Source organism: Xanthomonas sp. WHRI 8932A (assembly GCF_035012785.1).
Classification (GTDB): Bacteria; Pseudomonadota; Gammaproteobacteria; order Xanthomonadales; family Xanthomonadaceae; genus Xanthomonas.
The window spans coordinates 252,174-265,820 of record NZ_JAYGQQ010000007.1 but is presented as its reverse complement, the minus strand read 5'-3'; the positions used below and the strand labels follow the sequence as shown (position 1 = coordinate 265,820).

9 protein-coding genes are annotated in these 13,647 nt (G+C 61.9%); 4 read left to right on the top strand and 5 right to left on the bottom strand.

What is annotated here, in order from left to right; genetic code table 11:
- Positions 1–46: 46 nt before the first annotated feature.
- Positions 47–2,815 carry an aconitate hydratase AcnA gene (gene acnA / locus VC212_RS13450; RefSeq protein ID WP_323526053.1) on the top strand — a complete coding sequence of 923 codons (2,769 nt, stop codon included), beginning with the start codon at positions 47–49 and terminating at the stop codon, positions 2,813–2,815.
- Between the two features lie 215 nt (positions 2,816–3,030).
- On the opposite strand, the gene VC212_RS13445 is transcribed toward acnA, so the two are convergent.
- Positions 3,031–3,477 (bottom strand): nuclear transport factor 2 family protein, encoded by a 447-nt coding sequence (locus VC212_RS13445; protein WP_323526052.1) that lies wholly within the window; start codon positions 3,475–3,477, stop codon positions 3,031–3,033.
- Between the two features lie 97 nt (positions 3,478–3,574).
- On the opposite strand from VC212_RS13445, the gene VC212_RS13440 reads away from it, so the two are divergent.
- The 3 genes from VC212_RS13440 to VC212_RS13430 all read left to right on the top strand — a co-directional run bounded on the left by VC212_RS13440 (position 3,575) and on the right by VC212_RS13430 (position 7,214).
- On the top strand, positions 3,575–5,257 hold the full coding sequence (locus VC212_RS13440) for a long-chain fatty acid--CoA ligase (protein ID WP_115512881.1): 1,683 nt from the start codon (positions 3,575–3,577) through the stop codon (positions 5,255–5,257).
- A 184-nt stretch (positions 5,258–5,441) separates the two neighbouring features.
- Positions 5,442–5,894, top strand: a complete 453-nt coding sequence (locus VC212_RS13435) for a hypothetical protein (RefSeq protein WP_323526051.1) — start codon at positions 5,442–5,444, stop codon at positions 5,892–5,894.
- A 450-nt stretch (positions 5,895–6,344) separates the two neighbouring features.
- Positions 6,345–7,214, top strand: coding sequence for a crotonase/enoyl-CoA hydratase family protein (locus VC212_RS13430; protein ID WP_323526050.1), 870 nt, complete (start codon positions 6,345–6,347; stop codon positions 7,212–7,214).
- A gap of 50 nt (positions 7,215–7,264) precedes the next feature.
- On the opposite strand, the gene VC212_RS13425 is transcribed toward VC212_RS13430, so the two are convergent.
- From VC212_RS13425 to prfB, 4 genes are all read right to left on the bottom strand, one after another.
- Positions 7,265–9,451, bottom strand: a complete 2,187-nt coding sequence (locus VC212_RS13425; RefSeq protein WP_323526049.1) for an ATP-binding protein — start codon at positions 9,449–9,451, stop codon at positions 7,265–7,267.
- Between the two features lie 3 nt (positions 9,452–9,454).
- Positions 9,455–10,591: a two-component system response regulator gene (locus VC212_RS13420; RefSeq protein WP_055846510.1), complete on the bottom strand. Its 1,137-nt coding sequence runs from the start codon at positions 10,589–10,591 to the stop codon at positions 9,455–9,457.
- A gap of 139 nt (positions 10,592–10,730) precedes the next feature.
- Positions 10,731–12,248, bottom strand: a complete 1,518-nt coding sequence (lysS, locus tag VC212_RS13415; protein ID WP_323526048.1) for a lysine--tRNA ligase — start codon at positions 12,246–12,248, stop codon at positions 10,731–10,733.
- A 195-nt stretch (positions 12,249–12,443) separates the two neighbouring features.
- Positions 12,444–13,569 (bottom strand): peptide chain release factor 2 gene (prfB, locus tag VC212_RS13410; protein ID WP_115561934.1). Its coding sequence is split into 2 segments (ribosomal slippage): positions 12,444–13,493 and positions 13,495–13,569, totalling 1,125 coding nucleotides; the frame shifts between segments, so codons are not numbered across the junction.
- Positions 13,570–13,647 lie beyond the last annotated feature (78 nt).

Sequence of the window (13,647 nt, the reverse complement as noted above, 5' to 3'; positions counted from 1 at the left end):
CAGAATAGGCCCCTACCTAAAGCCTTCGACGCCATAGGAGTGATGCATGAGCGATTCCTTTTCCACCCGCGCCTCATTTGAGGTCCACGGCAAGCGCTACGACTATTACAGCCTGCCCAAACTGGGCGAGCGATTCGATATCGCCCACCTGCCCTACTCGATGAAGATCCTGCTGGAGAATCTGCTCCGGCACGAGGACGGCGGTGTGACCGTCGGCAAGGACCACATTGAGGCAGTCGCCAAATGGGACCCCAAGGCCGAGCCGGAGATCGAAATCGCCTTCATGCCCGCGCGCGTGGTGTTGCAGGATTTCACCGGCGTGCCGTGCGTGGTCGACCTGGCCGCGATGCGCGATGCGGTGGTCAAGCTGGGCGGCGACGCCGACCAGATCAACCCGCAGATTCCCTCCGAGTTGGTCATCGACCACTCGGTGCAGGTGGACGTGTTCGGCAAGCCCGACGCGCTCGACCTCAATGGCAAGATCGAATTCCAGCGTAACCAGGAACGCTACGGCTTCCTGCGCTGGGGCCAGAAAGCGTTCGAAAACTTCAAGGTGGTGCCGCCCAATACCGGCATCGTCCACCAGGTCAATCTGGAAAACCTCGCCCGCGTGGTGATGAGCGCGGACAAGGACGGCACCCTGGTCGCCTATCCCGACACCGTGTTCGGTACCGACAGCCACACCACCATGATCAATGGCATCGGCGTGCTGGGCTGGGGCGTGGGTGGCATCGAAGCCGAGGCCGCGATGCTGGGCCAGCCGTCGTCGATGCTGATTCCGCAGGTGGTGGGCTTCAGGCTCACCGGCAAACTGCCCGAAGGCGCCACCGCCACCGATCTCGTGCTCACCGTCACCCAGATGCTGCGCAAGGCTGGTGTGGTGGGCAAGTTCGTCGAGTTCTTCGGCGAGGGCCTGCAGCACCTGCCACTGGCCGACCGCGCCACCATCGGCAACATGGCACCGGAATACGGCGCCACCTGCGGCATCTTCCCGGTCGACGAAGAATCGCTGACCTACCTGCGCCTGTCCGGCCGCAGCGAGGAGCAGATTGCGCTGGTGGAAGCCTACGCAAAAGCGCAGGGCCTGTGGCACGACGCCACCACCCCGCCGGCGCAGTACAGCGCCACGCTGGAACTGGACATGGGTGAGGTCAAGCCGTCGCTGGCCGGCCCCAAGCGTCCGCAGGACCGCGTGCTGCTGGAAGACATGCAGGCCAATTACCGCGAAAGCCTCAAGCCGTTCGCCGAGGCGCGCAGCAAGCGGCTGGGCGACATCAAGCAGGAAGATCGCCTCAAGAACGAAGGCGGTGGCGGTACCGCAGTCGGCGCCAAGGCGGCCCATGCCGAAGGCGCGGCCGACAGCGGCGCCGGCTGGCAGCTGCGCGATGGTTCGGTGGTGATCGCCGCCATCACCTCGTGCACCAACACCTCCAACCCGGCAGTGATGCTCGGTGCCGGCCTGCTGGCACGCAACGCGGCCGCCAAGGGCCTGAAGGCGCAGCCGTGGGTCAAGACCTCGCTCGGGCCGGGCTCGCGCGTGGTCACCGATTATCTGAGCAAGGCCGGCGTGCTGGCCGACCTGGAAACGCTCGGCTTTTACGTGGTCGGCTACGGCTGCACCACCTGCATCGGCAACTCCGGCCCGCTGCCGGAAGACGTGTCCGCCGCGATTGCCAAAGACGATCTGGTCGTCGCATCGGTGTTGTCGGGCAACCGCAACTTCGAAGGCCGCGTGCATCCCGAAGTCAAAATGAATTACCTGGCCTCGCCGCCGTTGGTCGTCGCCTATGCGATCGCCGGCACCACCGATATCGACCTCACCACCGAGCCGCTGGGCACCGGTAGTGATGGTCAGCCGGTGTACCTGCGCGACATCTGGCCGAGCAACAAGGAAATCGGCGACACCATCGCCGCGACCGTTGGCCCGGAGATGTTCAAGCAGAACTACGCCGATGTGTTCAAGGGCGATTCGCGCTGGAACACCATCGCCTCGCCAGATGGCGCGTTGTACGAGTGGGATGCCGCATCCACCTACATCAAGAACCCGCCCTACTTCGAGGGCATGACCATGCAGGTCGGCCATGTGGAGGACGTGCACGGCGCGCGCATCATGGGCCTGTTCGGCGACTCGATCACCACCGACCACATCTCCCCGGCCGGCAACATCAAGAAGGATTCGCCGGCAGGACGCTTCCTGCAGGAACGCGGCGTACAACCGGCCGACTTCAACAGCTACGGCAGCCGCCGCGGCAACGACGATGTGATGGTGCGCGGCACCTTCGCCAACATCCGCATCAAGAACCTGATGTTCGGTGGCGAAGAAGGCGGCAACACGCTGTATTACCCAGCAGCTGGCGGCCAGCCGGAAAAGCTGGCGATCTACGACGCGGCGGTGAAGTACAAGGCCGATAGCGTGCCGCTGGTGGTGCTGGCCGGCAAGGAATACGGCACCGGCTCCTCGCGCGACTGGGCGGCCAAGGGCACCAACCTGCTGGGCGTCAAGGCGGTAATCGCAGAGAGCTTCGAGCGCATCCATCGCTCCAACCTGGTCGGCATGGGCGTGCTGCCGCTGCAGTTCCTGGAAAACGAAAACGCGCAGACGCTGGGTCTGGATGGCTCCGAAATCTTGGACATCACCGGCCTGCAGGACGGCGCCAGCCGTCGCGCTACCGTCGATGCCAAGAAGTCCGATGGCAGCGTCAAGCAGTTCCAGGTGAAGGTGCTGTTGCTGACGCCGAAGGAAGTAGAGTACTTCAAGCACGGCGGCTTGCTGCAGTACGTCCTGCGCCAGCTGGCTGCACGCAAGGCGGCCTGATCCTTAGCCGCTGACGCTGGACCGACATTCCCGCCGATTGGCGGGAATGTCGTTTCTGGGTCCGGTGCGTTTGTCGCATGCCGCGGGCTGTCGATGCAGTGCACGCGCTTGCCAGGCAACAACGCGTTCGTCCGCCACGTCATCGTTTTACCCTGCGGCTCGCCCGTTGCGGTGATGGCGTTAGGGCCGGCATACGCGGCACCCAACCGCCATCACTACCCCGCCGGTTCCCATTGCGCGTGGTTCAGCATCCAATCGCCGTCCTGCAACCGCCAGCCGGTGACCACCTGATAGGTCTGCGCCTGTTCGGGCACCCAGCCACCGCTGCCGCCGGTGAGCAAGGCCGTGAAGCGCACGGTCGCCGTCTGCCCGCGCAGCTCTACCTCCAACGGGCCCACGGTGACGCCGATCTGTCGATTCCCCAGCATCTGCAGCTGCATCAGGCGCCGCAACCCGGCCGCGTCCAGGCCATTTTCGCCTACGAAATCGGCGGACACCGGCGCCATCGCGTCGCCGATATCGCGCGCTTCGATCGCCTCATGCATGTGTTGCAAGGTCGCGCGCAGGCGCTGCTCCGGCGCATCGCGCCCGCAAGCGGCCAGGAGCACTGCACAAATCACCAGCCACCACAGCCGCTTCCACTGCCGAATGCTGCCGTGCATCACGCTTCGCCTTTTCCATCCATGACGGTATGCTGCCAGGAGTTGTAGTGCCGTGGAACACACCGCGTCACGTACTAAACACCCTGGAGGGGGGCAGATGAATCAGGCACGTCCTTGGTTGCAAAGTTATCCGGCCGGCGTCGCCGCCGAGATCGATCTCGAGCAGTTCCGCACCATTGCCGAAGTGTTCGCGACATCCGTCGCGCGCTTTGCCGATCGTCCTGCGTATCACAGCTTCGGCAAGACCATTACCTATCGGGAAGCCGATCAGCTGGTCGAGCAATTCGCAGCCTATCTGCTCGGCGAGCTGCAGTTGAAGAAAGGCGACCGCGTCGCCTTGATGATGCCCAACTGCCTGCAGTATCCCATCGCCACCTTCGGCGTCCTGCGTGCTGGCCTGACCGTGGTCAACGTCAACCCGCTCTACACCCCGCGTGAGTTGAAGCACCAGCTGATCGATTCCGGCGCCAGCGTGCTGGTGGTCATCGACAACTTCGGCACCACCGTGCAGCAGGTCATCGCCGACACCCCGGTCAAGCAGGTGATCACCACCGGCCTGGGCGACATGCTCGGCTTTCCAAAAGCGGCGCTGGTCAATTTCGTCGTCAAATACGTCAAGAAGCTGGTGCCGGAATACCGAATCAACGGTGCCATCCGCTTCCGCGATGCATTGGCGCTGGGCCGCAAGCACAGCGTGCCGACGCTGCAGATCGAATCGGACGACATTGCGTTTTTGCAGTACACCGGCGGCACCACCGGCGTGGCCAAGGGCGCGATGCTGACCCACCGCAACCTGGTCGCCAACATGCAGCAGGCGCACCAGTGGCTGTCCGGCACCGGCAAGCTGGAAGAAGGCAACGAAGTGGTGATCACCGCGCTGCCGCTGTATCACATCTTCGCGCTGACGGCGAACGGCCTGGTCTTCATGAAGATCGGCGGCTGCAATCACCTGATCAGCAATCCGCGCGACATGCCCGGCTTCGTCAAGGAACTGAAGAAGACCCGCTTTACTGCCTTCACTGGCGTCAACACGCTGTTCAACGGCCTGCTCAATACGCCCGGTTTCGACCAGATCGACTTCTCCTCGCTCAAGATGACGCTGGGCGGCGGCATGGCCGTGCAGCGTTCGGTCGCCGAGCGGTGGAAGAAAGTCACCGGCCAAACCCTGGTGGAGGCCTACGGCCTGACCGAGACGTCGCCGGCCGCCTGCATCAACCCGATGGACCTGAAGGACTACAACGCCTCGATCGGCCTGCCGATTCCCTCCACCGATGCCTGCATCAAGGACGACGCCGGTGCGGAACTGGCGATCGGCGAGATTGGCGAGTTGTGCATCAAGGGCCCGCAGGTGATGAAGGGTTATTGGAAGCAGCCCGCCGAAACCGCCAAGGTGATGGACGCGGACGGCTGGCTGCACACCGGCGACATCGCGCGGATGGACGAGCTGGGCTTCGTCTACATCGTCGACCGCAAGAAGGACATGATTCTGGTATCCGGTTTCAACGTCTACCCGAACGAGATCGAAGACGTCATCGCCACCATGCCCGGCGTGCTGGAAGTGGCGGCGGTCGGCGTACCGGACGAAAAATCAGGCGAAATCGTCAAGGTCGTGATCGTCAAGAAAGACCCTGCCCTCACCGCCGACGATGTGAAGGCGCACTGCCGGACCAATCTGACCGGCTACAAGCAGCCCCGCGTGATCGAATTCCGCAAGGAATTGCCAAAAACCAACGTCGGCAAGATCCTGCGGCGCGAACTGCGGGATGCGCCGAAGGCGTAGTCCACCGCGCGACCGCAGAGTTGAAGACGTTCAGTCGTCATGACGCCCGCAACGCCGCAAGGCCTTGCGGGCGTCTACATTTCAGCCCAGGAATCATCAGAAAACGAATACATGCTCTACCTGTCGTACTTCACTGCATGCTTCATGCTAGACGGCCGCAGAGGGATCCAAGACGTCAAGAAGCATGAAAGTGAAAGAAGCGATCGCGATGAAGGCTGGAAGCAAGCAAGGGAACACCACGCTGCATATACTCAGCCTCACGTTCGCAGCGATGAGGGGAAGTAGGAAGTTTGATAACGGAAAGACCGTGCGTTCCCATTCGATAAAAGCGAAGCATCGAAGCGCGATCGCCACGACTCGGGTGAGGGCCGAGAACAATCAGACGAACCGCTGGTTAGAGCGCCTTTGCACCGAGCATACACCACCCGCCGGCGCGCTCACCAAGGACTCGATTAACCACCAAAAGTGCAGCGCTAGCGAGAGCCAAATCCCCAACCCAATGATGCGAACGCTTGGCGACATCATCATAAAAACACTGGATTGCGACAGAGCACCATCTACCGCAGTGAAAGAACCGCCGACAAGAATTCAGAATAAGCCACAGACGGCTACGCGCAACATTGCGACACCGACTTGAATGCCACCATGTACTCGGGGCGCCAATCATCGACATGAAAAATGCTGCCTTACTTTGACTCTTAGCTTAGCGATAAAGGCTCGCCTCTGAAGCAACCGCAACCAGCACGCGCCCGATCTTCTACGACGCAATTCGCAATTCGGAAGAGCTCGCTCCTCTAACCACATCGCAATAAACCTCACCCAGTGAGGAGAAAATCGACCATCAAAACATAGCTAACGCCAAACTAGATAATTATGACAACCGGGCTCATTTTCGAAAGAATTGAGCTCACAACGCCACACGCCCTATAACGAAGGCTCACCGAAAGATTCGGTTCGTTGATCCTTCACACTTGGAAGAAACCCCTTGCCATTATGGAGATAGTGCCGGTGTAGCATCGATTTCGAGTGGATCGTGCGCGCCCGCCGACATCCACTCTCCCGAAGCGGGCACTTCCAGGATCAGCCCATGAACACGATTGAAAAGATTTCCCTCGGCCGCCCCCACTCCACCATTCGTGTCGACTGCTCAGCAGCTGACGGCACCCATTGGTTATATATGCATGCAAACGCGCACCTCGGTGTACGCCCTTGCTGCAACCCCCAGTTATTGGACGAGATATGGGATGTCATGGGTTCAATCACGCGTGCTCCGCACGAAAGGCGTAATGGCGAGCTGCGTCATTTCGTTCTTGCCTCTGACTCAAGCGCTTTCAATCTAGGCGGGGATCTGGATCTGTTTGCGCGCCTGATCCGCGAGCAAAATCGCGATCACTTGTTGCGCTATGCAAAACGGTGCGTGGAAGGTGTGCACCATCTGCACGTGGGCTTTGGTGGTGACGTCCGCAGCATCGCGCTACTGCAGGGCGATGCACTGGGCGGCGGACTGGAGATGGCCCTTGCCTGTCACACCATCGTCGCCGAGGAAGGCATCGGCATGGGACTTCCCGAGGTCTTGTTCGATCTATTCCCTGGAATGGGCGCATATTCCTTCCTATGCCGCCGCGTCGCGCCTCATCTGGCAGAAAAAATCATTCTTGACGGACGCATCTACAGCAGCGAAGAAATGCACGCGATGGGGATCGTGGACGTACTGGTCCCGAAGGGGCAAGGCGTGATGGCGACTGAAAATCTCATTCGTCAGCAAAAACGTATCCCCAGCTCCTACCTTGCGATGAATGCGGCGCGCAACGTGGCACAGTCGGTTCCGTATGAAGAATTGCTGCGCATCACCGAAATATGGGTGGATGCAGCACTGGCATTGAGCAACAAATCGTTGCGTACGATGGACCGGCTGGTCAAGGCACAGAATCGACGAATGGGCGTAGGTCCCGCCTGATTTTGGTAGATCCAATGCAGGGGGATCAGGCCCGGCCTATTGCCGGGCTTTCATCCAAGATCGCCATTTCCACTGGCGCCTTCCTGGGACTTCCGTTGTGCACGTTGAGCGAGCGCATCGCGTCCTTGCTGCAATCCATCCTTGAGTTGCTCCAGCCGCTGACGCCACTCGGCCCGCAGCTGCGCCTCTGACAGTCGCATCAACTCTCCGCCCTGTTCGGCCAAGATCACCAGTCCAAGATTGCTGGAGACACCCTTGACGGCATGTGCATGCTCACGCAACCGTGCCCAATCTTCATCGGCAGCGGATTTACCCAGTTGAACGACACACGCGCTGACATCGCTGAGACATTGTTGAATGAACTCGCGCTCGAATTCATTGCCCATCCCCAGCTCCGCCAGTTCGTCCAGCACGGCAGGATCCAGCACGGTGCCGGTCACAACCGGTCCGCGGATGCCAATCGTCAAATCCGTCTGGCGCAGTTTTTGATTGACGGCGATCTCGGCCAGCGTATCCAGCAGCTTGATTGCCGCCACCGGCTTTGCCAGGAAGGCGTAAGCCCCGGCCTGTTCACAACTACGGATTGACTCTGGGGTTACGTCAGCGCTCAGCACCACCACCGGAGTACCCGGTTGGCCTCCGGCCTGCATGACACGGAGTTGCTTCAGCATGTCCAGACCGCTGACGCCAGGCATGTGCAGATCCACGATCGCAAGGTCGAAATCCGTCGCAGCAAGCGCGTCGAGCACTGCTTCGCCACCGTCGACGCAGGTGACGCGATGCCCCGCCTTTTGCAGCAAACGTTGCAGCACAAGACGATTTGCCAGATGGTCGTCTGCCACCAGGATATGCATGCTGCGCACGCGGGCACGGTGACGCAGAAATGGATCGGCAAACGCGATGACGTTGCCCGGAATCGTTGTCGCGTCTGCATCCTGCGACACGGGCAGTGGCGCTAGCGCCGTTGCGGGCTTTTCTGCCACCAGACCAAATGGGAGCTCAAACCAGAACAGACTGCCGCCGGTCGGATTTTCCGCAAAACCAATCGCGCCGCCCATCGACTGCACCAGCCCCTTCGCAATCGTGGTCCCCAGACCGCTGCCTTCGAACCGACGCGCCAGCCCGGTATCCGCTTGCTCAAACGCATCGAACAGACGTGGCCGCATGTCGACCGGCACACCGATACCTGTATCGAGCACTTCAAAGCGCAGCAATACCCCGGCATGGCCGCTAGGCAAGCCTGTCGACACCTTCAACTGCACACTGCCTTGATCGGTGAACTTGACTGCGTTACCGACCAGGTTGAGCAAGATTTGCTGCAAGTGACCGGCATCGCCTTGAATCTGCGGGGGCACGTCCGCGGCGACGGTCATCTCGTAGCTCAAGCCCTTTGCCTTGGCTTGCGGTTTGAGGATGAGGCCAATCGCCTGCAATGTAGAGTGCAGCGCAAAATCCGAAATAGTGATCCGGAGCTTGCCGGCCTCGATGGCCGAGATGTCCAATACCTCTTCCACCAGCGCAAGCAGGCTACGTGTGGAGGCTTGAATCGTTTTAAGACATTCGCGCTGCTCGCTATCCAGACGCGTAGTCGCCAACACCTCGGTCATTCCGGACAACCCGTTGAGTGGCGTACGGAATTCGTGACTCATGTTCGCGAGGAAACGGCTCTTGGCTTCACTGGCACGGCGTGCCTCCGTCGTGGCGCGGGTCAGCTGCCGTAAAAGGCTAGAGAAATACAACGGAACAGCAGCCAGGCCAATTGTCAGCCCGACCCCAAGGCGTTGGTTGAGACGCCAGTAGTCGGTCATTGCAACTGTCGTGGCAAAACTCGCAACAGCCATCACCACTGCAAGGTAAAGATAGCGGTTGCCGTATCGCAGGCCGTTGCCGACGGTGACCCACATGACCACCACATAGACCCAGGCCAAGGGTTCCCCCATCTGGATCATGCCGGCTGCCATCAAGCCGTAATCGGCCAGCATCCCCAGGATGCGACGCGCATCCGAGTGGCCGGGGCGCCATAGCAACCAGCCGAACAATGCAAGCCCGAGGCTTAAGCCTGTGAGGATAATGCCCAACACGCTGGCGTGTTGGGTCGGGGGCAAGCTGTGATGGACGCTTGGCAGCAGGACGTAACACAGGATCAAGGTGATCAAAACGATGCGAACAATCGCTTGACCATGTTCGCTGTCAGGTCGATTCGTCAGCCGCTGCCGGATCCATCCGAACGAGTTCATGGCCTATACCCCGGGCCGCGCCGATGCGGTGGAGAACTCACCGCAGATCTGGTCCAGCTGCGCGCGACCGCGCAATAGTGCATCCACGCAGCGCGGGTCGAACAGGCGGCCGCGTTGCGCATACAGATAGGCCAGCGCGGCATCCATCGTCCACGCTTCCTTGTACGGACGCGGCGACAGCAGGGCGTCGAACACGTCGGCCACCGCCACGATGCGCGCTTCCAGCGGAATCGCCTCGCCGACCAGGCCGTCCGGATAGCCGGTGCCATCGTAGCGCTCGTGGTGGCGCAGCGCGATCAAGGCGCCGACCTGGATGAAGCGGTTCTGGCTGCCGCTGAGCAACTCGTAGCCGATCCGAGGGTGGCGCTTCATCACGCTCATCTCGTCGTCGGTGAGCTTGCCCGGCTTGAGCAGCACCGAATCGGGAATGGCGATCTTGCCCATGTCGTGCAGCGGTGCGGCCATCTCGATGATGCGCACTTCTTCTTCCGACAGGCCCAGCTGTTCGGCGATCAGGCCGGCCACATGCGACATGCGCTCCAGAAACGCGCTGGTGCCCGAATCGCGGTATTCGATGGCGCGCGCCAGCCGCGACAAGGTTTCGCGCTCGCGCTCTTCGACCTCGTTCATGCTGGCCAGCAGGCGTTGTTCCAGCGACAGCGCGCGTTGCTTGACGCTCTCGCTCTGCTGACGCAGCTGCAACAGATTGGAGCAGCGTGCCCGCAACTCGCGCGGGCGGATCGGCTTGACCAGGAAATCGATCACCCCGGCTTCCAGCGCCGCCTGGCGGATCGGCTCGTCGCCAACGATGGTGATCAGGATGATCGGAATATCGCGATGGCTCGGCAGCCGGCGCAGGCGCCGCGCGAACTCCAGGCCATCCATCCCGGGCATGCGGTAGTCGAGCAGCAACAGATCCACGCGCCCGGCTTCGCACCAGGCCAACGCGTCGAGCGGGTCGCCGAAGTCGTAGACCTTCAGCTCCGGCGCGATGTCCTCGATGACATGGCGCAGCATCGTCCGCGCGGACATCTGATCATCGACAATGACGATGTTCAATCCCAGATCCGCCTTTTCCGCCCAGCTTCCCCATGTATCCGCCGACACCATGCCGTCCGGATTCCCTAAAACATCCTGCATAGCCGTTGCTCCTCTATCCCGAGAACGGAAAAGCGTGACGCCGACCCCTGTGTCGACTCCCCCGGACCTGACGCTGTCTGGAGCTGTGCCCTAGCATATGCAGTATCTGTGCCGTGAGCACGCGTTCGCACAAAAAAAATCAGGCTTCCGGGCGCATGTAAGGAAACAGCAGGACATCACGGATCGAGGTGCTCCCGGTCAGCAGCATCACCAGCCGGTCGATGCCGATGCCCAGGCCGCCGGTCGGCGCCATTCCGTACTCCAACGCACGGATGTAATCGGCGTCGTAGTGCATCGCTTCGTCGTCGCCGCCGTCCTTGGCCTGCACCTGCGCCTGGAAGCGCGCGGCCTGGTCTTCGGGGTCGTTGAGCTCGGAGAAGCCATTGGCCAGCTCCTTGCCGTTGATGAACAGCTCGAAGCGGTCGGTGTACCCCGGCTCGGTGTCGCTGGAGCGCGCCAGCGGCGACACCTCCACCGGATGGTCGGTGATGAAGGTCGGTTGCACCAAGGTGTGCTCGACGGTGGCTTCGAAGATTTCCAGCAGCAGCTTGCCCCAGCCGTAAGACGGCTTGGTGCGGATCTTCAGCCGCTCGCAATGGCGCAGCAGCGCGGCGCGATCGGTGCAATCGGCCGCACTGATTTCCGGATTGTGGTGACGAACGGCCTCATCCATGCGCCAGCGACGGAAAGCCGGCGCCAGATCGATGTCGGCGCCATCCCAGCTCACCTGAGTGGTGCCCAGCACCGACTGCGCGGTGTCGCGGATGACCTGCTCGGTCAGATCCATGATCTCGTGGTACGTGGCGTAGGCCTCGTAGAGCTCGAGCATGGTGAACTCGGGGTTGTGCCGGGTCGACACGCCTTCGTTGCGGAAGTTGCGGTTGATCTCGTAGACGCGCTCCAGGCCACCGACCACCAGCCGCTTGAGATACAGCTCCGGCGCCACGCGCAGGTACAGATCCAGATCCAGCGCATTGTGGTGGGTGGTGAACGGCTTGGCGGTGGCGCCGCCGGGGATGTAATGCATCATCGGCGTTTCCACTTCCAGGAAACGCCGCGCATCCAGCCACGCGCGCATCGCACGGATGATCTTGGAGCGCTTGATGAAGACCTCGCGTGCCTCCGGGGTGACGATCAGGTCGACGTAGCGCTGGCGGTAGCGCTGCTCCACGTCCGACAGGCCGTGCCACTTGTCCGGCAACGGGCGCAGCGACTTGGTCAGCAGCCGCAGCGTGCTGGCCTTGACCGACAACTCGCCGGTCTTGGTCCGGGTGAGCCCGCCCTCCACCGCCACGATGTCGCCGACATCCCAGCCCTTGAACGCGGTATAGGCATCGCCGAGCACATTGCCCTGCAGGAACAACTGCACGCGCCCGGATTCGTCCTGGATCTGCGCAAAGCTGGCCTTGCCCATCACCCGCTTGGCCATCAGGCGGCCAGCCATTTTGACGGTGCGACCGCTGGCTTCCAGCGCTTCGGGGGTCCAGGTGTCGGCATCGGCGAATTCGGCTTGCAGATCGCCGGCGAAATGCTCACGCACGAAGTCGTTGGGATACGCGATGCCCTGGCCGCGCAACGCGCCCAGTTTCGCGCGACGCTCGGCGATGAGGCTGTTCTCGTCGACGGGAAGGTGTGGCGCGGGGGTCTGTTCGGTCATGGCGGGGTCGGTCTGCTAGAAGTCGGGCGCGTGCCCGGTGGGGAGTGAGCACCCGGCAGCGCCGGGCTCTTTTACATTGACGGTGTCGCGCGTCGGTGGCCTGACGTCTTGCTGCCGCAACGCGGAGTGGCGCAGCGCTGCATGCAGCCTAGCGTCGTGCAAGGTCGTCGCATCCGCTGCGACCTCGCGCGGCGGTCAGGCGTCCAGCCGTTTGGAGCCTGCTGCCAGACCGGCCTTCAGGCTGGCCTCGACGAATTCGTCCAGGTCGCCGTCCAGCACTTTCTGCGTGTCGCTGCGTTCGATGCCGGTACGCAGATCCTTGATACGGCTCTGATCGAGCACGTAGTTGCGGATCTGGCTGCCCCAACCGATGTCGGACTTGGTGGCTTCCAGCGCGTCGCGTTCGACGTTGCGTTTTTGCACTTCCAGTTCGTACAACTTGGCGGCCAGCATCTTCATCGCGTTGTCGCGGTTCTGATGCTGGCTGCGGCCGGTCTGGCAGGCAACCACCGTATTGGTCGGGATATGCGTGATACGCACCGCCGATTCGGTCTTGTTGACGTGCTGACCACCGGCGCCGGACGAGCGGTACACGTCGGTACGCAGGTCGGCCGGGTTGATGTCGATCTCGATGTTGTCGTCCACTTCCGGCGACACGAACACTGAGGTGAAGCTGGTGTGCCGGCGGTTGTCGGAGTCGAACGGCGACTTGCGCACCAGCCGGTGTACACCGATCTCGGTCTTCAACCAGCCGTAAGCGTATTCGCCCTCGATGCGGATCGTGGCCGACTTGATGCCTGCCACTTCGCCGCCGGACACTTCCATCAGCTCGGTCTTCCAACCACGCGACTCGGCCCAGCGCAGATACATGCGCAACAGGATTTCCGCCCAGTCCTGCGCCTCGGTACCACCAGCGCCAGCCTGGATATCGACGAACGCGTTGGAGCCGTCCATCTCGCCGGAGAACATGCGCTGGAATTCCAGCTTCTCGACATGGATCTGGTACTTGTCCAGATCGGCGATCACCGCTTCCGCGGTGTCCTCGTCCTGCTCGCTCTCGGCCAGTTCCAGCAGATCGCCGGCATCGGTGAGGCCGGCCAGCACATCGGCGATGCCGATGACGGTCTTTTCCAGCATGGAACGCTCACGTCCCAGGGCCTGGGCACGCTCGGCGTCGTTCCACACGTCCGGGCTTTCGAGCTCCCGGCTGACTTCCTCTAGACGCTCTTTCTTGGCGTCGTAGTCAAAGATACCCCCTGAGCGAGAGCACGCGATCGTTGAGATCGGTGATGCGCTGGCGGATCGGATTGGTTTCGATCATGACGGACTTCCGGCAAACAAGCGGGCTAGTTTAGCAAGCGGGCGACGGTGGCGGAACGCGGTTGCGCCGGGGCTGCAC

What these genes read in the sequence shown, in the direction of transcription:
- VC212_RS13425 (WP_323526049.1), bottom strand. Translation starts at nt 9,451, where the DNA reads ATGAACTCGTTCGGATGGATCCGGCAGCGGCTGACGAATCGACCTGAC.
- lysS (WP_323526048.1), bottom strand. Translation starts at nt 12,248, where the DNA reads ATGACCGAACAGACCCCCGCGCCACACCTTCCCGTCGACGAGAACAGC.
- VC212_RS13445 (WP_323526052.1), bottom strand. Translation starts at nt 3,477, where the DNA reads ATGCACGGCAGCATTCGGCAGTGGAAGCGGCTGTGGTGGCTGGTGATT.
- VC212_RS13435 (WP_323526051.1), top strand. Translation starts at nt 5,442, where the DNA reads ATGAAAGTGAAAGAAGCGATCGCGATGAAGGCTGGAAGCAAGCAAGGG.
- VC212_RS13430 (WP_323526050.1), top strand. Translation starts at nt 6,345, where the DNA reads ATGAACACGATTGAAAAGATTTCCCTCGGCCGCCCCCACTCCACCATT.
- VC212_RS13440 (WP_115512881.1), top strand. Translation starts at nt 3,575, where the DNA reads ATGAATCAGGCACGTCCTTGGTTGCAAAGTTATCCGGCCGGCGTCGCC.
- acnA (WP_323526053.1), top strand. Translation starts at nt 47, where the DNA reads ATGAGCGATTCCTTTTCCACCCGCGCCTCATTTGAGGTCCACGGCAAG.
- VC212_RS13420 (WP_055846510.1), bottom strand. Translation starts at nt 10,591, where the DNA reads ATGCAGGATGTTTTAGGGAATCCGGACGGCATGGTGTCGGCGGATACA.